Origin of the sequence: Nocardia sp. CA-107356, assembly GCF_050946365.1 — a bacterium.
Lineage (GTDB): Bacteria > Actinomycetota > Actinomycetes > Mycobacteriales > Mycobacteriaceae > Nocardia.
Window position 1 is genome coordinate 5,396,771 of record NZ_CP191992.1, and the last position, 17,265, is coordinate 5,414,035.

A 17,265-nucleotide genomic window follows, 5' to 3' on the forward strand; every position below is an offset into this window, starting at 1 on the left:
TCGAGATGTTGCTGGCGTCGCCAGGGGGCCCGGTCATGCGAAGCGCAGATCGGATGGTGCCGTCGAGCATGTGCGTGAGCGATCGCTGCGCAGGTACCCCATGCCGCGGGCGCGGGCTCGTACGTGGAGTTCCGATGCTGATTGGTCGATGACAGCCTCGGTGGGACAGGCATGCTGTTTCATAGCTGATTGCTCGACTATTTCGAGATGAATGGTTGATGCAGTGAGTACGCCGCTGTGACTCGGCGCATAATGTTAGTACTGACTGCACACTCAGTCAATGACTGGTTGAGCAGTCAGTGGATGCTAGGGTGTGCGGCAAAGTTGAACGAGGAGGGGCGGGATCGGTGAGTGGGCGCGCGGCGGGACCGGGCAAGTCGGGTGCGATCCTCGACATTTTCACGCGCCAAGTTGCCGAGAAGGGCTACGACGGGACCAGCTTCAGTGGTGTTGCAAGCGAGTTGGGCATCTCCCAGGGCTTGATCGTGCATCACTACGGCACAAAGGCGCGGTTGCTGGAAGCTCTGCATCTTGCCTATATGCGGCGCCGGATCGACGAGGCCGAGCGCATCGTGTCGGAGTTTTCTACGCCGACCGAACGGCTTGCTGGGCTATTGCACGCGGCCATGCTCTATCAGGTGCACGATCGAAATCGGACCGTCGCATTCCAGCGTGAGGTCGCGCGGTTCGCGCAGCAGGATGAGAATTCCGAGGGGCGCAAGCTCCGAAGGCATTACATCGGAATAATGCACGGCGTGGTCGATGCGGGCGTTGCGTCGGGTGAGTTCCGGCCCGTCGATACGAGTATCCGCAGCCTGCTCATCTTCGGTGCCGCGCAATGGGCGTGGACGTGGTTCGAGCCGGAAGGGCGTCGATCTGCCGAGCAGGTCGGTGCTGAACTGGTAGATCTCACTCTTGGATCTCTGTTGGTAGATCGGAGATCCTTGCCGCGTCTCAGCGATCCCGACGGCGGGCTTGTTGCCGCGGTGATCAAGATCATCACTGCGGCGGAGGGGACGCCGCAAGATCTGCCTGAGACATGACCATGCAGACAGCCGCGAGCTTCCGGCCGCGACCGGCCCCCATGCCGGAGTAAGCCGTGGCGTGTGCGAGTTCCGCGACGACAAGTCCGGCCGACTGTCCGGAGATCGCGCTAGCCGCGAAATGGACACACCGAGAGGCAATTCCACCGATGACGTCCGAGAGGCCGTACAGGACAGCGGACAGCAGCGGCGCCAACCAACCCGATGTGTTCACCCGTTCCGCTGGACGGGAAGCTTTCGGCGCGATCAGCCGCAACGAGATCGCTTTCCCTGTTTGACACGCGGTTTGCAGGGAATGCGCTAGCGCATGAAGGACGTACTCGAACGTGAAAGCAAATGGGCGGTCGACCGGAACTTCACGCTTCCGAGGCTCGACGACCTTGTCACGAATAGCCGCATCGAGGAGTTGCCGGTCGAGCTGACCAGTACCTATTTCGACACCGCCGAGCGGGACCTGCTCGCCCACGACCTGACGTTGCGCCGCCGTGAGGGAGACGACGAATCCGGGTGGCAGCTGAAGATCCCGCACTCACGTGGTCGCGTCGAAGTAACCGCCCGGCTGTCGGACGAGCTGCCGCACGAACTCGCCGAGGTCGTCAACGGCGCCGCGCTGGGTAGACCGTTGAATGCGGTCGCCACGGTTCATACATTGCGCCGCCGTCACCGCATCCTCGGTTCGGACGGCGAATTGATCGTCGAGATCGATGACGACACCGTGGACTCGACCGCAGCCGACCAGCCTGCGGAACTGCTCGCCTGGCGTGAGATCGAGGTCGAACTCGGCCCGAATACCGACAAAATCCCGACGATATTGCGGGACCGGCTCGCCGAAGCAGGCGCACGCATGGCGAGCTATCCCTCCAAGCTGTCTCGTGTACTGCCGGAGCGAACCGGACCGGCCGCCACCAACTCCCGGGCGGAACGCGCCGTGCACGAATACATGACCACACAGATCGACCTGATCTTCGTCGGAGACGTCGGGCTACGCCGAGGCGAGGAACCAATCCACGACACCCGTGTCGCGACGCGGCGACTCCGCAGCACGCTACGCGTGTTCGGCAAGCTCCTGAACCGCTCCGCCATCGGCGAGATCGACAACGAGCTGAAATGGTACGCAGCACTGCTCGGCGACATACGCGATTGCCACGTCCAACGCCGACGCCTCGCCGAGGAAATCAATGCCCTACCTCCCGAACTCATCTTGGGTCCCGTCGCTGCGCGGATCGACGCGGCGCTGCTGGCTCGGCAGTTACCGAGCCGCAATGCTCTCGCTGAGGCAATGAACTCGCCCCGCTACTTGCGACTGCTCGCGACCCTGCAGACATGGAAATCACAGCCACCGTTCGAGCGGCGTATCCGTCGGCGCCAACTCGTGAAGCGGGCCCGCCGGGCCGCGAGCAAAGCCGACCGGCGGTTAGTGACCGCATTGCACAACCACCGACACGAATCGCTACACCGCGCGCGTAAAGCCGCCAAACGCGCACGCTACGCCGCCGAATTACACAAGCCCGTTCTAAAGCCCGCACGTGCAAGGTCGAACATCAAGTACTACAAGAAGATTCACCGGCTACTCGGCGACTATAACGACAGCGTCGTGTCGACCGATTTCCTGTGGCGAACCGCGACAGCAGCGGGCACGGCAGTCGATGAGAACGGCTTCACCTACGGCCTGCTGTACGCGAACGAGGTGCACGCCGCCGAGGGCGCGCGCCAGCGTGTCGCTGCGGTTGCCGCAGGCGAATAGGTACGGGCTCTCGCTGCACGGCAGGTCGCTGGATGACTGTCACGTCGGCACGCGTGGTTGAGTCGCCGGTGTCGCCACCGGTCCATATTTGCGGGCTGCTCGCCGAACCCTCGGTCGCTCGGTGCGGCGCGGAAACGGCGCCGCGCTGGTCGGCACCCAGCCGGACTATGGCCCGCGCGGAGGCGCAGTCATAGACCTGGCTCCGGATCTCGGCGCGTACATCGGGCGAGCGGAGGGGCTGGGTCTGCAGACAGAGGTCAACAGGCCGAGATGCGTCGCGGTCAACCGGAGCGCGCTGATCGTTTCACCGGCACGCAGCTGCGACAGCTGATCGTCGAACGCGGTACAGATCACCAGAACCTTGGCGGCTGCGGGCTGGTGTGCGGAAGCGACGAGCGCGGGTTCGGCAAAGTGCTGGACTGGCCCGAATGCTTGGACACAGTCCAGGTCTAACCGACCCGAACCTGGCAACGCTTGTGTGTCCGGCGCGGAATGCTCGAGTATCGCCGCTGGTCTCGGGCTCGAGCACTCTGGTTTGAGCGGGTGGCGCCCCCTTGGTCACGTTTCGATTACGGCAACTGGGGTACCCCTGTGAAATCGAACTTCATAGGAAGTGAGGGAGACTCGGATGAGTAGAACAACAGTTCGAAACGACGGATCCCGACACGCTACCGGTGCCGGTGACAACTACGACGATATCGAGCCATGGTTCGAGAAGTTGGCTGCCCTGGAGCCCGGGGACCCTCATCGGCAGCTCGTGCGCGAGGAGATCGTGCGGCGGTGTCTACCCTTGGCCGACCACATTGCACGCAAGTTCGCGGGTCGTGGTACCGAATTCGAGGATTTGCAGCAGATCGCTCGGCTAGGGCTGGTGCAGGCGGTGGATCGTTTCGACCTCACGCGAGGCTGCTCGTTCCTGTCGTTCGCGGTGCCGACCGTCATGGGTGAGGTGCGGCGCTACTTTCGCGACCACACCTGGGCGCTGCGAGTACCGCGCCGGGCCAAAGAACTGCAGGCGCTGATTCGGCCGACCGTGGAGACACTGGCGCAGCGGCTCAGCCGAATGCCGACCGCGCGGGAGATCGCCGCTGAACTCGATCTCGACCTCGGTGAGGTCACTCAGGCGTTGATCGCGGCCAATGCCTACCAGACCAACTCGCTCGACATCGGGGTCGGCGATAACGACGAAGGTACGCGCGCCTCGGTCATCGACTCCCTCGGCGCCGTAGAGCCGTGCTACCGATTGTTGGAAGACGCGATGTCGGTGCGCCCGTTGATCGCCGCGCTTCCCGAACCCCAGCGTCGGGTGCTGATCCTGCGTTTCTTCGAAGCCAAGACCCAATCCCAGATCGCCGCGCGCCTCGGCGTCTCCCAGATGCAGGTTTCCCGCATTCTCACCAAGACCCTGAATACGCTGCGCGAGCAAGCGATCGGCGCGGACAGCCGCTGCGAAGTCGCCTGACAAACGCCCTCGCGGCATGTGCCGAGCAGGCAGAGTCGGCAGTGCGGGTGCCAGCGGGTTGGACCGCGCATGACCATTCGACAGTGGTGGCGGGTTGGTGGATGACATGTGGACCGAGTTCTGACACGGGTCCATTACCGCCGACGCTGAGCGCGCTCAGTACGGCGCAGCGGTGAACGGCGACCGGGATCCGAAGCGCGAATGCGATCCAGGGGTCAGTGGCTGCCGGTGCGCGCCTTCCGCCCGCCCTCGGACGCAGCCCCAACCGCTGAAACGCACCGTTACGGTCGGGAGCGCGCTGTGCTCATGCTCCCGAGCCACGGAAAGCCGGAGAAACCTCGGGATCCTTGTCAGGGGCTGTGTGACGGCTGTCCAGGATCAGCCCCCTGCTGCTTCTCACCTGACTTCGAGTCCGGATCGACCTTATTCGCGCGCTCCCACTCCTTGTCCAACTCGGTGCGCGAATCCGCTGCCTCCCTGCGATGCGCATGCGCCTGCTGGGCAAGCTGCTCGGCCTGTGCCGCCTTGACCTCGCCTTCAGCCTTTGCCGCACGGCTCTTGGCGGCAGTCTCCTCCGCACGTGCCTCCCGTTGATCGACCTCGAATTCCCGTTCCGCCGCGCGGTCCCGAATGCCCTCGGCTTCGGCCCGCTGGTGTTCGCGCCGTTTGCGCATCAACACCCATGCACTGGCCGCAAGCAAAATGACCAAAACGACGACGACAATGATCACGATGGTGGTGCTCATCTTCCGACTCCTCGCACCCACCCCCCTTTACCCTAGCGCCATTCGATCACCCCGGACCTGCGGAAATGTGGGTCAAGGTCGGTCTCGGCGGCAGCCGGACGGTGTCTGCGGCCCCAGTACACGGTCCCGAAATCCTGAAAGCTGGCCGCACAGTAGTTGTTGGGACTGGGGACGCCTATCAGGACGCTTGTTACGCCTGTCAGAAGGCGTAGGGGCCGCAGCGCCCCACACGACGATGGCGGTGTCCGGTGCCCGCGCACTGGGCACCGCACTCCAGACCCGCCCTCCTACTGCTGCGTAGCCGTTGTCGTCGTAACGGTCGTAGTCGGTGAGGAAGTAGTCGTTGGCGCCACCGTGGTCGTGGTCGGGGGTGCTGCGCTGCTGGTTGTCGTGGGGTGAATCGGTTCGGGACACTTGCCGTCTCGTGCGCCGATGCTGTTGATCTCGTTGTTGGACCGTGGATCGCCCGCGTAGTTGATCTTGTCGGTGCACTTGACATAGATGCCGCATGGGGTGTCGCCGCAGTAGTCGGTGCCGCCGGGTGCCGGAGCGGGATAGCTCGTTGTGCCGCAGAAGGTCACGCCACAGGTGTCCGTGCCGCCTGGTGTCGGCTGGGATTCCGTGGGTGCGCCGCAGTAGTCGATTCCGCAGTTGTCGGTGCCGCCCGGAGTGACGGGCTGCCCGGCGGCCGTCTGTCCGGTGCCTGCTCCACCCCCATTGCCCGGATCTCCAACGGTCTCGCCGGGGTTGCCCGGTGCCGCGGTGGTGGCCGGGGGCGTCGTCCTCGATGCGCTCATCGAGGTGGCCGTCGCAGTGCCAGAGCGCGGCGCGGCGGAATCCTGCTTGTCAGCCGTGCACGCGGTCACGATCAGCACCGGCGCCACGACGCCGAGCACCAGTCCGGCGCCGGCGCGCCATCGGCGCCCCCTGCCCAACATCTGCATGATCCGCACAGTCTCTCCTCCTGCACCTGCTGCTTTGCCTGAAAAAGACAGACGCGCAATGGGTCTGATGAATTTGGACGGTTGTCCGGCACCCCCTGCGTAGTCGTCGGATGATCCTCCGCTGTTACGGGCCGCGGAAATCACCAGTCGTATGCAACCGTGCCCGCACGGTCGCGATGCTGGTCGAGGCGCAAATCCACGATGACGGGGGCCTGCGTCGCGAGGTACTGCGCGCCGAGACCAAGCTGATGTGGCACCGCACCGACATCGAGGAGCGTCGACTCCGACAGGGCCTGCGAAGACACGTACCGGAGCGTCGGCACCTCGAAAAGCCGGGTGCACCACTGCATCACGATCAGTCGCAACCCTTAACGCACGCCGGTGCGGGCATGGCCCTCGGCCGACACCGCACCGGCATGTTCTGGAGTGACGAACCGCAGCGGAAGTCTTCGAAGCTGAGCCGGCCCTGCATGCTCCTGGTGAGTGCGTCCTTACGCAGCTCGGCGAGCAACCGGATTTCCAGCCAGTCGATTTCGTCACTCGGCGATAGCGCGCCGTCCTGCTGTCCTAGCCTGATCTCAGATCGCCGACTGCGAACAGGCGCAGAACCTTCCGGCAGCGCCGACCGCCGCGTGTCCTTGTGCACAGAATCTCTGCATGCGCTAGGAGAAGTGTCCCTTTTCTGCCTGTTCCATCAAGCGCATGAATTGTTCGGTACGCATGTGGATGAGCGTCTCGTGGTCGCCGCCCTCGAAGTAGATATCAGGTTGCGCGCTCAGGCTTTCGTCCATCAGTGTCTTCATGCCGTAGGCGGTACAGAGGGGAGGGATGGCGCCGACTTCACAGTCTTTGAAGATTTCCCGCATGTCCGACTCGTTGGCCAGCGATAGACGCCGTCCGGTTTGGTCCCACAGTTTCGACAACCGCAGGTGATGAGTGGATGGCAACACGGCACCGACGTACCCTTGCTCGTCTTCGAGGAGGATCGTCTTGGCGAGTCGGTCGCCGGGGATGGCCGCAGTTACGGCTGTCTCGGTGCTGCTATGGCTGTGCGGATGCCGCACGACTTCATATTCGACACCTGCATTGCGTAGGCACGTATGCACGGTCGGTGACATAGGCATAGGGAACCTCCATTGGCTGGTTGGCACCACTTCCGAACCGGCGGCCCTTGTCCTTGATCATAGCCCTGACACGCCTCGGCGAGGCAGGCGCCAGCCTGCTCGAACTCATGGCCGAGTCCCGCTACGCAACCCCAACACCCTGCGTTGCTATGTCGAAACCTCACGAGCAGGATCGCGGCACCAATGATGGTCATCATGGAAGGAAGAGTTGCTGCACCAGCGGCACGCGATAGCCTTCGAGAGATAGCGACGTCCTGCCCCATCTCGCACGACGGACGATCGCCGGCAACAGCGCATCCACTTCGCTACGCGATGCGGGGTCCACCAGCCGGCCGCCTCACGCGGTGATCTCCCTGCAATCCGCGGAGTCTTGCGGCGGTGCGGTCACCGTCCAGGTCCAAGTGTGTTGGTTCGGTGCGGGCGATGTGGTGGTCAACGCTACGGAATAGGTGGGCAGTTTCGCGGCGAGTACCGCAAGCTCCTCGGAGCGGGGCGCGGAAGCCGCTGGTGCGCTGGCTGTTTCGCATACGCTGATGCACAGGTCGCGATCCGCGATGACCGTGACCTCGATTTCCTGGGCCACTTCGCGTGCGATGATCGTGGTCAGGATCGCACTCAGGGCCGCCAGGCTGACATCGACGACTGCCGCCTCGGCCCAGTCGGCGGGACCGTCGAAGGTGACCTCGGATACCGCCCCCAACTCCTCGGCCACATCGCCGACCATATCTTGCACCTGGACCCGGAAACTGTCCGGAGTGCCTGTTTCGGCTTCCAGTCCGGCAACGGTCGTGTGGATCTGCGCCATCACCGCATCGAGTTCGGCGATGGTCCCGTCGATGCGGGACGCCACGGCGGACACGCGCGCGAGCTGACGAATCGCCCCCAGTTTCAAACTGATATCGAACAGACGGTGCAGCACCGTCTTGTGCAGTTCTCGAGCGATACGCTCGCGTTCGTCGATCAACCGCAAGGTCCGCGCCTGGTCTTCGGCTCGTCGTAACCGCACCAGATTGTCGACGCGCGCACGGAGTTCAGCAACATCGAATGGCTTCTGGAGGATGTCGTTGGCTCCGGCGTGCACCAATTCCAATCGCGACTGGTCATCGGCACGGGCGGTGACGATGAGAATCGGGGTATTCGCCAGATCGGGGTCGGAACGTACTCGACCCACCACTTCGTCTCCGCTCATCCGCGGCATCATGATGTCGCACACGATCAACTGCGGTCTGCTGGATTTCGCCAGTTCCAGCCCGGATTGTCCATCGAAAGCCGAGGCCACCTCGTAATTGTCCGAAAGTGATTCGCGGACAAGCTTGTTCAGGTCGGGATTGTCCTCGATCACCAGGATCGCGGGCCGCTGGTCAGTGCTCAGGGGCGGTCGGCTCACCGTGGATACGGGCAGGTCGCCAACCGAGGTTGCCACTGCGGCGAGCACATTCGCCGCAGTGCCGGCCGTGTTCGCCGGCGCCCCGGTCCCGAGCACGGGCATACCTGCCGGCGCGGCGCGCGGTATCTCGACAACAACGAGTGCGCCGCCCTCAGGTGCGTCGGCGATCGTGACGGAACCTCCCTGCAACTGGGCCAGGTCTCGGACAATGCTGAGCCCCAGCCCGGTGCCACCCACCGACCGACTCGCACCACCGTCGACCTGACGAAATCGCTCGAACACAGCATCGCGCTGAGCGACCGGAATGCCGGGTCCGCTATCGGCGATCTCGATAACGATAGAGTTGTCGGCAGCACCGACCGTGCACCGGACGCTGCCGCCGGCCGGGGTGAACTTGAAGGCATTCGACAGCAGATTGACCACGATCCGCTGCACATGCTCTGGATCCAAGTCGGCCCACACCTGGTGGTCCGGGGCCTCGACCTGGAACTCGATGCCCCGGTCCAAGGCGATCGTTTCGAAGAATGCCGCGGAAAGCCGCACCAAATCGACCCCGTCGACATGCGCGTATTCCGGCCGCATCGCCCCCGCCTCGAGCTGTGCGGTATCGAGCAAATCGTTGACCTGGCCGAGGAGCACCTGGGCGTTGCGCACGATCACCTCGAGGTCGTCATGTGACGGGTCGTCGAGCGCAGCATGGTCGAGCAACTTTCGCGCCGGCGCCAGGATGAGCATCAGCGGTGTACGCAACTCATGGCTGACATTGGCGAAGAACTGGCTCTTGAGGTCGTCGAGTTCCTTTGCTCGCGCGTACATACGTGCGAGTTCGGCATTGGCTTCCTTGAGTTGGCGACTCGTCTCGGCCACCTCGCGGGCTCTGGCGAATACCTCCTGTTCCATTTGCCGCGCCGATGCGCGCAGCGCGGAGGTTTCCTCCTGTTGCGCCGCGCCCTCGGCCTGCAACCGCATGAATTCCGTGACGTCTTCGACCCGATGGATGATGTATCGCAGCCGACCTGTTTCGTCGAGCACCGGAGAGTTGGCGGGACTCCAGAACCGCTGTTCGAATGAACCGTCGCGGCGGCGAATATCGTAGCGTTGTACGGGCATGGCATCGGCGATGCGATCATGCACGACCCGTTCGAGGGATACGCGCAGATTGCGCATGCCCTCGGCTTCCGGGTCGTTCGGATTGTCGGGAAAGACATCGAAAATATCTCGGCCGAGGATATCCGGTCGTTCGGTCATCGTTGCCTGCATGTATGCGTCGGTTACCGCGACGATGCGCAAAGAAGGGTCGAGCACCAGATAAGGACCCGGTGCCGCCTCGAAGAGGGCACGATAGTCGACAACCTCGACCACAGCGGCATTACCCCGATTCGCGGTGGAAACGATGTACTTGGTAATCGATGCGCCGTTGCAACCTTCCCACTCAAAAATAGCCTGCGCGTATGACCTACACCATATGTCCGACTGTCGTGGCTACCGTCGGAACATCGAATCGGTCCAGCGCTTCCGGCGGAAGTCCGGTGGCGTCGAGCGAGGTCAACTCTTCGGTTGAGCAGCGCAGTCGGCGGGCGTCCGGTAGCGAATCACCGCCTGGCGGGACAGGACAACGGAGGCGGCCGTGATCCCGGCCCACATCGGCCCCATCAAGATGTGGAGGATTCCGAGCCACGCGATCGAGGCGAAGTAATAAAGGGCGATCTGAGCGACGAGGCTCGCAAGGCTCACTACGGCGACGAACAAAGTGGTCACCGCATAGAAGCGGCGAAGGGGCCGGTGCGCACGCCACTGCGGTGGGCCGCCCACGATCCGGTTCGCGACCACACCTGCCAAGGGGCGGTCGGTCAACACCGAAAGAAGACAGACGACCGAGGCTGCGACCGGCAACACCATAGGAAGGATGAAGAAGCTCTTCGCCTGCCCGGTGAAGGCCGCCGAAACAGCGCAGGCCGTGGCAAGCGATGCGCCCAGAAGCGTGTGGACGACCTGGTATCGAGCGCGTACGCGCCATACGAGGATGCCGACTGCCGTAGCCGCGGTACAGAGCAATGCCGGACCGAGGCCACCAACCGCATTGGCTCCGAGGAAGACGACTGTGGGTGCTGCTGTGGCCGCTGTTGCCGAGGCCCAGCCAGCACGCGTGATCTTGACCCGGACGCCAGCATGTATACGCGCGAGATGACCGGTGTCGGCTGAAATCGGGCCGGGGTGTGCATGTCGTGTCCGAGATTTCCCGCGTGATATCTGCATGAGAATCCTTCTGGTTGCGGCGATGTGCTCGGTCTGTAGCCTCGAGATCCGCTGAGTCGTTCAGCGCTGGGGGAGCCGCCGGGCGAACCGGAGCGCGCGTGCGCGCGTCGGCCGTCCATGCGGGAGAAGGTAATTCGTCCCGCCCCGGACTGAATCGCGCCAGAACCCTGTGACGAGTTCAGTCCACCGGCGTCTCGTCGATCGCGCCGCTCCGCCGGATGCGCGACCCGGACCTTCGGTCCGGGCCGGCGCCAGCAACTCAGGCAGCAGCACATCGCCACCATGGCTCTCGAGCCCGACGTCGAGCAGGTGTGACAGCTCGACCAGGTGACAGCGATACGCCGCGTGAACCCGATGGCCCGCAGCCCATCGACACAGGCTCTGACCGGCAGTCTTACGAGGTCACACCGGCGGTCGTCCTCCGGTTCGCCACTACTCCCTCGACCCCGAGCGGTCGGTCACTGTGCGCGCATAGGCCGAGTGCTTCTTCGCGGAGCGTGGCGGGCTACCCGCCTGCGGGTCGGCGGCTACCTGTCACCTTGGAGGATGGCAGACGGCCAGCTTTGGAGGTACCCGTAAGAGTGTCGCCATCGATCGTGACAGCAAAAACAAGATTGAGGCGCATCGGCCTGGTGACCGATTGCGTCCAGGTGATCTGGTTGCCGTCAACGACAACGTCGTGCAGGGGTACCTCCTCGTCAGTGCCCCGCGCGAACCCTACGAACGCATCACCTTCGCGCCGTAGTTCGATAACCGGCGCCACGCGCCCGACAGGGGTGGCGATAATCAGATCCCAAATACCTTCGATGGACATGGGTGCTTCCTTGTTCTCGAGCGGTGTGTGCGTGGGGCGTGGTCACAAGGGGGCCGGTGCGGGGCCCTGGGCGCGCCAGGTGGTGCCGCGGCGCTCATGTGCGAACAGCTCCTCCACCGCATGGGCGATCTGCGGTCCGATCTCGCGTTCCAACAGGTAAAGGCCGAGATCGAGGCCGGAGGTGACACCCGCGCCGGTGACCAGGTCCCCGTCATCGACAACACGAGCGCGGACGACGTGAACCCCAGTGGCATCGAGCACATCCAGGCCCAGATGATGAGTAGTTGCGTAGCGGCCCTCGATCAATCCCGCCATAGCAAGAACGAGAGAGCCACCACACACAGTGGCCATGGTGATCCGCGGGTTGGTCATGGCCGCCCCGAGCCGGGCCGGCAACTCGGTGGTCAAGGTCCGGCCGAGCACGACCGCGATCAACTCGTCCCGGTCACCATCGACGTCATCGCCGGGCAGCTCACCGGGATCGCCGACGCGACCGGACGAGCCGGGGACAACGACGAGGCCGGAACGATCGGGGTCGAGAATGCCCGTGGCACGCAACGCCAAACCACCGGTGCCGCTGACAACCTCCCGGGGACCTTCGGCGGAAACCAACTCGACTGTCACAGCACCACCGGATGCCGTGCCGCCAGCCTGAAAGACCTCATATGGGGCGATCACGTCGAGCGGGTCGAACCCGTCGAACAGAACTACCTGAACGTGCATGGGGGCGTCCTTCGTCAGAGAAAGGCCGGTGGACACCGGCTTCGACTCAAAGCTATGAGCTGGTGCAGGGAGCCCCAAGAGGACGAAAAGACAGAGTCCGACGGATTCTCGCCAATCAAATCTCGGCGACCAGATCGCAGGAGTTCGCGTGAGGGCCTGGGATGGTCCACCAGATGAAACCGGAACGCCGATACGCGAAGGTGCCAAAATCCATCGCCCCCGGTAGCCCTGTCCTTCAGAACCACCCATGCACAGTGAACCTGCTCGAAGACGTCATCGTGGGCCCTGTTGATCGGTCTCAGCGGCGGTAGAGCGCGCGGGCCCGGTCGATCCGGCCGGGATCGCGGGGCACCTGCCCGGCCTGGGCTGCTGCGGGAGTGGCGCGGCTGTGCATCGCGACCGCCTGGTGCCCGCGCGACGACGATCGATCCGCCGCCTGGTTCGCGGTCGACATCCCCCTCGACACCGCATACCTCCACTTCCGTGCCGAGCCGGTCTGACGGCGGTCGTCGCCAGCTTGGTTCCCGGCCGTGTTTGGCGAGGTTCGGCAACACGCTCTATGATCGGCGCGATGATGATTACTTCTGGTCGCAGATCGGAGGTCCCGTTCGTCCAAGGTGAGTGCTGATGCTCACTGTGAAGACGAATGCGGACGATTCCCGCCTTTCCTTCTGGCCGCGCGTGCGTGAGTTCGCCGTGCCGCCCTCCATGATCGAAACCACTACCGCTCGGCGTCGCGCCGGGGATTGGGCCGGGGCCTGTGCTGCCGCCGGTTTCGATGTCGATGTCGATTTACGTGCTATGGCAAGGGCTTACGGCCGGGAGTTGGTGGCCGAGGTTCGGTCCGATCTCCGGCATTTGGCCCCGGATCTGCTGCGCTGGCACCTGCCGAGGGTTGCTCCGGATGGTTTGCTCCGGCCGGGATTGACGATCACGCTCGCTCGTTACCCTCGTGGCAGAGCCGGTTTCGTGCATCTAGTGGTCCGTACCGCGCCGGCGTGGGCGGATGCCGGACAGCGGGTCGGCCTCGCGCTGTGGGATGGGCCCGGCACCGCAACCGGCTTGCATCCGCATCCCCGGCCGGACCGGCGTTTCCGGATGGACCTGCACCGTCACCTCTGGGATGCGCGCAGGGCCGATGAGCTGGGGGTACGGTGTGGAGCCGAACCGGGCGCCGACCGGTCGGCGCTGGACCCGGCTCTGCTGGAGATTGTGCCGCGCGATCGCGGCTACGCCGTTGATCGTTGGGGTGCAGAGGCGCGAATCCTGCTCGATTCCGAAGAGCGACAGGAGAATACGTTCCTGGTGCGATTGGGTGCCAGGCAACGGGTGATTGCCGAACTGGGGCCTGCTGGCTTGCGGATCGCGGCGGCGTACCCGGCCGGAGCTGTTTCCGCGCTTCCGGTGCTGCCCGACGCCGCGACCTGGCAACCACCCGACCTGGAACTGCTTCGCACCGGCGTGATCTCGCTCGATCGACTGCATCCGCTGGTCGCCGCGGCGCTGGTGCCGGGCTATTCGCCGAGCGAATCCGTCTGGGGGCCAATCCAAGCGGAGCGAACACACCTGGTGGAATGCGGCGGCGAGCAACATCGAATCGGCTTGGTCGACGGTGCGCTGTCCGCGCTGGACCACGACCCGGCCGAGATCCGGCGCGAGGAACTCCTGGCCGCCTTGACCGGCACCCCGCTGCCCTGCCTGCAGGCCATCGATCGGGCACATCGCCAACCGGACTGCCTCACCGGCGTTCGCGAACGTCTCGCACATGGTGACGTCGCCGGCGCACTCTGCGTCGTCGAAGGCCTGCTCGGTCCCGAAGCGATCCTGCGCGACGGCGTTCTCCGGGACGAACTGACAGCCACAGCGCAACAGCGAATCACCTACGGGCTCTACCGATCCGGGCTATCCGAACCGCAACTCGCCCCCAACTACCCCGGCGCTCGCCGTCCACGAGATCGCCGCGCGCACCCGCGCAACGCGACGAGCTACTGACCCTGCCGCAGCAGTGCGCTCCGGCGCGAGGCGACTGCTTCCCGATCTTGCGACTACTGCGCACGACCGCCCGCGTTTGCGCGACGACTTCCCAGCGTCGCTTCCGTTAATCCTCCTACAACACAAGGTGATTCATATGTCTGCTTCAGTCACGGGCTCCGCAGCTCATACTCCTGCGGTTGACGCTTCCCAGCTCGATATCGCCGCTGATCTACTGACACTGCTCGGCGAGACCACCACCGAAGCGCGCCCCAATATCCAACTGGAGGCCCTCACCCTGGCGGTGGCCGCTGACCTGCCGGTGCTGCTGTGGGGTGAGCCGGGAATCGGTAAGACCGCGGCCCTGACGCAACTCGCCCGAACTCTGGATCTGCCGCTGACCACGGTGATCGCGAGCGTGCATGAGCCGTCGGACTTTTCGGGTCTGCCGATCGTCGGCGACGACCCGGCGGAGCACGGTGTTCCGATGGCACCACCGGACTGGGCGGTGCGATTGGTCCGTGTGGGCCGGGGGCTGCTGTTCCTCGACGAGCTGTCCACCGCGCCACCCGCCGTGCAGGCTGCCCTGCTGCGGCTCGTGCTGGAGCGGCGGATCGGTTCACTGAAGCTGCCGCCCGGCGTCCGAATCGTGGCGGCAGCCAATCCGCGCTCGTCGGCGGCCGATGGCTGGGAGCTGAGCCCGCCGCTGGCCAATCGGTTCGTGCACCTGCAATGGGTGCACGATCACGATGTGGTCGTGCGCGGTCTCGGCGGCACCTGGCCGCGCGCGACACTGCCGCAGCTCGACCCGGAAAAGCTTACGGAGGCAGTGGCGTTCGCACGTCGCGCGGTGTGTGTGCTGCTCGCGGCGCGCCCGAAGCTCGTGCATCAGATGCCGAGCAGTGAAGCGCGCCGGGGCAGCGCCTGGGCTTCGCCTCGCAGTTGGGAGATGACACTGCGGCTGATCGCATTCGCCACCGCCGCAGGGTCTTCCAGGGATGTGCTGTCGCTGTTGGTCCGGGGCGCGGTCGGGGATGGCCCGGGCTTCGAACTGCTGACCAGCCTGGACCGGATGGACCTCCCGGACCCCGAGACGCTGCTGGCCGATCCGGCGGGCGCTGAGCTCCCCGAGCGCGGGGATCTGCGCCAAGCCGCGCTCGACGGTGTGGTCGCGGCGGTGCGTCAGCGCCCGGAGCGATCCCGCTGGGATGCGGCGTGGGCGCTGCTGGTCAAGGCGATCGAAACCGGGGCGCCGGATCTGGTGGTCGTCCCCGCGACCACGCTCGCCACACTGCGCCAGGGAAATTGGGAGGTGCCGGCCTCGATCGAGAAGCTCGCGGGCGTGGTGTCGGTGTCGCAGCGCGCGGATCGCGCCGCCGACCTCGTGCGGGCGAGCCGATGACGATGTCGGCAGCGGTCCAGAAACTGGATCTGGAAAAGCTCTTCGCCGCCCGGCTATACGCCGTCCGAGTCCGGCCTTACCTGGCGACCGCCCTTTTCGCTCTGCACATCGTCGAATCGCGCCGCGTCCCGACGATGAGTGTGGACCGATACTGGCGCTGCTACGTTTCGCCCGCGTTCGTGGACAGCCTGCCCGTCGAGGAATTGGCCGGGGTCCTGGTGCATGAGGTCTCGCACCTGCTGCGCGACCATCACGGCCGCGGTGAGCGCTTCGCCCGCGAGCACGATCTGAGCGGGCCCGGAGAACGGCTGCGCATGAATATCGCCGCAGACTTCGAAATCAACGACGACATCTTCGGCGACGGACTGGTCCGCCCGGAGGGCGCGATCCTGCCCGCCGATATCGACTTGCCCGCGGGCAAACTCATGGAGGAGTACCTGCGGGAGTTCCGGTTCGGAACGTACACGCCGGGCATGGCGTGGCTCGATTGCGGCAGCGGCGCCGACGGCCTGGAACGCGAATGGGAGCTGGGGCCGCTCGGCGCGGACGGCCTCAGCGAACAGGAACGCGACGGCGTGCGCTTCCGGGTGGCGCAGGGCATCATCGGCCGGCCGGGCAACGTGCCCGAAGGATGGCGGCGCTGGGCGCAGGAAGCATTCCATCCACCGCAGCCCTGGCGCGACCTGCTCGGCGCGGCACTGCGCGCGGCCGTCTCCGCGTCCGGGGTCGGCGAGGACTACACCTATGGCCGGCCCGCGCGACGCTCGGCCGGTGTGCCCGGCGTCATCCTGCCGAGCCTGCGGCGCACGCCACCTCGCGTCAGCGTGATCATCGATACCTCGGGTTCGGTCAGCGACGCCGAACTCGGCAGCGCCCTACTCGAAGTGACTGCCATCAGCCGCGCGGCGGGCGGGCGCCGCGACCTGCTCACCGTGTTGTCCTGCGACGCGGCCGCCCGGATCGCGCACCCGCTGTGCGCGGCCGAGGGCATACCGCTGGTGGGCGGTGGTGGAACCGACCTACGCACAGGTTTCGCCACAGCCCTTCGCGCTCAACCCCGCCCGGACGTCGTCGTGGTCCTCACCGACGGTCAGACGCCCTGGCCCGAAACCAAGCCGTGGTGCCGCACCGTCGTGGGCTTGTTCCGCCGGGCCCCTTCGTGGAGCGAACGCGATCCCGAATACGTTCCGGACGGACCACCGGCGTGGGCGCGAGTCGTCGATATCGGCTAGCTCGCGCTCCCGTGCGTTTCGAAACAGCCACCAGGGTGAAAGGTGGGGTTCAAGTCGGTGGGCAATACGGAAGACACGAAAGCTATTGCAGAGCAATGGCTTGCATCGATCGCATTGTGCTCGGCCGGCTCATGCGGCGTCACCCCACATCCGGAGGTGACGTCGAGACGTCGTGGCTGGCTCGGTACGACGTAGTCGTGCACCAGGTGTGAGAGTCGTGCGCGACATCACACACGATCCACACGCGGCATCTCGGCCGCTGCGAATCGGTTGAGCGGCAGCGTATTCCACAACTGGATGGATGCCGCGCCGACGGTCAGGCCGAGGCCTCACATATCGACGCCGTGGTCCGATTCTCGTCGAGCGCAGTCGGCGCTGTCACAGCCGGCCGCGCGGCGATGAGTCTCGCCGGGTCGG

General features: G+C 65.1%; 15 protein-coding genes. 6 read left to right on the plus strand and 9 right to left on the minus strand.

Translation table 11 applies throughout. From position 1 onward, the window contains the following. The first annotated feature begins 347 nt into the window (after nt 1-347). The 3 genes from ACQP1G_RS24405 (at nt 348) to ACQP1G_RS24415 (ending at nt 4,249) form a co-directional block, all read left to right on the plus strand. On the plus strand, nt 348-1,043 hold the full coding sequence (locus tag ACQP1G_RS24405; protein ID WP_433191884.1) for a TetR/AcrR family transcriptional regulator: 696 nt from the start codon (nt 348-350) through the stop codon (nt 1,041-1,043). A 307-nt stretch (nt 1,044-1,350) separates the two neighbouring features. Beyond that, nucleotides 1,351-2,787 carry a CHAD domain-containing protein gene (locus ACQP1G_RS24410; protein ID WP_433191885.1) on the plus strand — a complete coding sequence of 479 codons (1,437 nt, stop codon included), beginning with the start codon at nt 1,351-1,353 and terminating at the stop codon, nt 2,785-2,787. A 628-nt stretch (nt 2,788-3,415) separates the two neighbouring features. Next, entirely contained in the window at nt 3,416-4,249 is an 834-nt protein-coding gene (locus ACQP1G_RS24415) for an RNA polymerase sigma factor SigF (protein ID WP_433191886.1), read from the plus strand. Between the two features lie 350 nt (nt 4,250-4,599). Here ACQP1G_RS24415 and ACQP1G_RS24420 read toward each other — a convergent pair whose 3' ends face one another. The 9 genes from ACQP1G_RS24420 to ACQP1G_RS24460 form a co-directional block, all read right to left on the minus strand. Continuing rightward, nucleotides 4,600-4,995 carry a hypothetical protein gene (locus ACQP1G_RS24420; RefSeq protein ID WP_433191888.1) on the minus strand — a complete coding sequence of 132 codons (396 nt, stop codon included), beginning with the start codon at nt 4,993-4,995 and terminating at the stop codon, nt 4,600-4,602. Between the two features lie 287 nt (nt 4,996-5,282). Next, nucleotides 5,283-5,948 carry a hypothetical protein gene (locus tag ACQP1G_RS24425; protein ID WP_433191889.1) on the minus strand — a complete coding sequence of 222 codons (666 nt, stop codon included), beginning with the start codon at nt 5,946-5,948 and terminating at the stop codon, nt 5,283-5,285. A gap of 131 nt (nt 5,949-6,079) precedes the next feature. Next, entirely contained in the window at nt 6,080-6,244 is a 165-nt protein-coding gene (locus tag ACQP1G_RS24430) for a hypothetical protein (protein WP_433191890.1), read from the minus strand. 357 nt (nt 6,245-6,601) lie between these two features. Beyond that, nucleotides 6,602-7,057 carry an aminoacyl-tRNA deacylase gene (locus tag ACQP1G_RS24435; protein ID WP_433191891.1) on the minus strand — a complete coding sequence of 152 codons (456 nt, stop codon included), beginning with the start codon at nt 7,055-7,057 and terminating at the stop codon, nt 6,602-6,604. 343 nt (nt 7,058-7,400) lie between these two features. After that, nucleotides 7,401-9,812 carry an ATP-binding protein gene (locus ACQP1G_RS24440; RefSeq protein WP_433191892.1) on the minus strand — a complete coding sequence of 804 codons (2,412 nt, stop codon included), beginning with the start codon at nt 9,810-9,812 and terminating at the stop codon, nt 7,401-7,403. Nucleotides 9,813-9,995: 183 nt separating this feature from the next. Continuing rightward, nucleotides 9,996-10,706 (minus strand): DUF3159 domain-containing protein, encoded by a 711-nt coding sequence (locus ACQP1G_RS24445; protein WP_433191894.1) that lies wholly within the window; start codon nt 10,704-10,706, stop codon nt 9,996-9,998. Between the two features lie 505 nt (nt 10,707-11,211). Next, on the minus strand, nt 11,212-11,520 hold the full coding sequence (locus ACQP1G_RS24450) for a hypothetical protein (protein ID WP_433191895.1): 309 nt from the start codon (nt 11,518-11,520) through the stop codon (nt 11,212-11,214). Between the two features lie 42 nt (nt 11,521-11,562). Then, nucleotides 11,563-12,243, minus strand: a complete 681-nt coding sequence (locus ACQP1G_RS24455) for a DJ-1/PfpI family protein (RefSeq protein ID WP_433191896.1) — start codon at nt 12,241-12,243, stop codon at nt 11,563-11,565. Between the two features lie 298 nt (nt 12,244-12,541). Continuing rightward, nucleotides 12,542-12,697, minus strand: coding sequence for a hypothetical protein (locus ACQP1G_RS24460; RefSeq protein ID WP_433191897.1), 156 nt, complete (start codon nt 12,695-12,697; stop codon nt 12,542-12,544). Nucleotides 12,698-12,870: 173 nt separating this feature from the next. On the opposite strand from ACQP1G_RS24460, the gene ACQP1G_RS24465 reads away from it, so the two are divergent. From ACQP1G_RS24465 to ACQP1G_RS24475, 3 genes are all read left to right on the plus strand, one after another. Beyond that, nucleotides 12,871-14,235 (plus strand): hypothetical protein, encoded by a 1,365-nt coding sequence (locus ACQP1G_RS24465; protein ID WP_433191898.1) that lies wholly within the window; start codon nt 12,871-12,873, stop codon nt 14,233-14,235. Between the two features lie 136 nt (nt 14,236-14,371). Next, nucleotides 14,372-15,616: an AAA family ATPase gene (locus ACQP1G_RS24470; protein ID WP_433191899.1), complete on the plus strand. Its 1,245-nt coding sequence runs from the start codon at nt 14,372-14,374 to the stop codon at nt 15,614-15,616. After that, entirely contained in the window at nt 15,613-16,848 is a 1,236-nt protein-coding gene (locus ACQP1G_RS24475) for a vWA domain-containing protein (RefSeq protein ID WP_433191901.1), read from the plus strand. The genes ACQP1G_RS24470 and ACQP1G_RS24475 overlap by 4 nt, the downstream gene beginning before the upstream one ends. Nucleotides 16,849-17,265: the final 417 nt, after the last annotated feature.

Excerpts from the sequence above, each read along its gene's own strand:
- ACQP1G_RS24410 (WP_433191885.1), top strand. The coding sequence starts at position 1,351 with ATGAAGGACGTACTCGAACGTGAAAGCAAATGGGCGGTCGACCGGAAC.
- ACQP1G_RS24415 (WP_433191886.1), top strand. The coding sequence starts at position 3,416 with ATGAGTAGAACAACAGTTCGAAACGACGGATCCCGACACGCTACCGGT.
- ACQP1G_RS24420 (WP_433191888.1), bottom strand. The coding sequence starts at position 4,995 with ATGAGCACCACCATCGTGATCATTGTCGTCGTCGTTTTGGTCATTTTG.
- ACQP1G_RS24435 (WP_433191891.1), bottom strand. The coding sequence starts at position 7,057 with ATGTCACCGACCGTGCATACGTGCCTACGCAATGCAGGTGTCGAATAT.
- ACQP1G_RS24445 (WP_433191894.1), bottom strand. The coding sequence starts at position 10,706 with ATGCAGATATCACGCGGGAAATCTCGGACACGACATGCACACCCCGGC.
- ACQP1G_RS24450 (WP_433191895.1), bottom strand. The coding sequence starts at position 11,520 with ATGTCCATCGAAGGTATTTGGGATCTGATTATCGCCACCCCTGTCGGG.
- ACQP1G_RS24455 (WP_433191896.1), bottom strand. The coding sequence starts at position 12,243 with ATGCACGTTCAGGTAGTTCTGTTCGACGGGTTCGACCCGCTCGACGTG.
- ACQP1G_RS24460 (WP_433191897.1), bottom strand. The coding sequence starts at position 12,697 with ATGTCGACCGCGAACCAGGCGGCGGATCGATCGTCGTCGCGCGGGCAC.
- ACQP1G_RS24465 (WP_433191898.1), top strand. The coding sequence starts at position 12,871 with ATGCTCACTGTGAAGACGAATGCGGACGATTCCCGCCTTTCCTTCTGG.
- ACQP1G_RS24470 (WP_433191899.1), top strand. The coding sequence starts at position 14,372 with ATGTCTGCTTCAGTCACGGGCTCCGCAGCTCATACTCCTGCGGTTGAC.
- ACQP1G_RS24475 (WP_433191901.1), top strand. The coding sequence starts at position 15,613 with ATGACGATGTCGGCAGCGGTCCAGAAACTGGATCTGGAAAAGCTCTTC.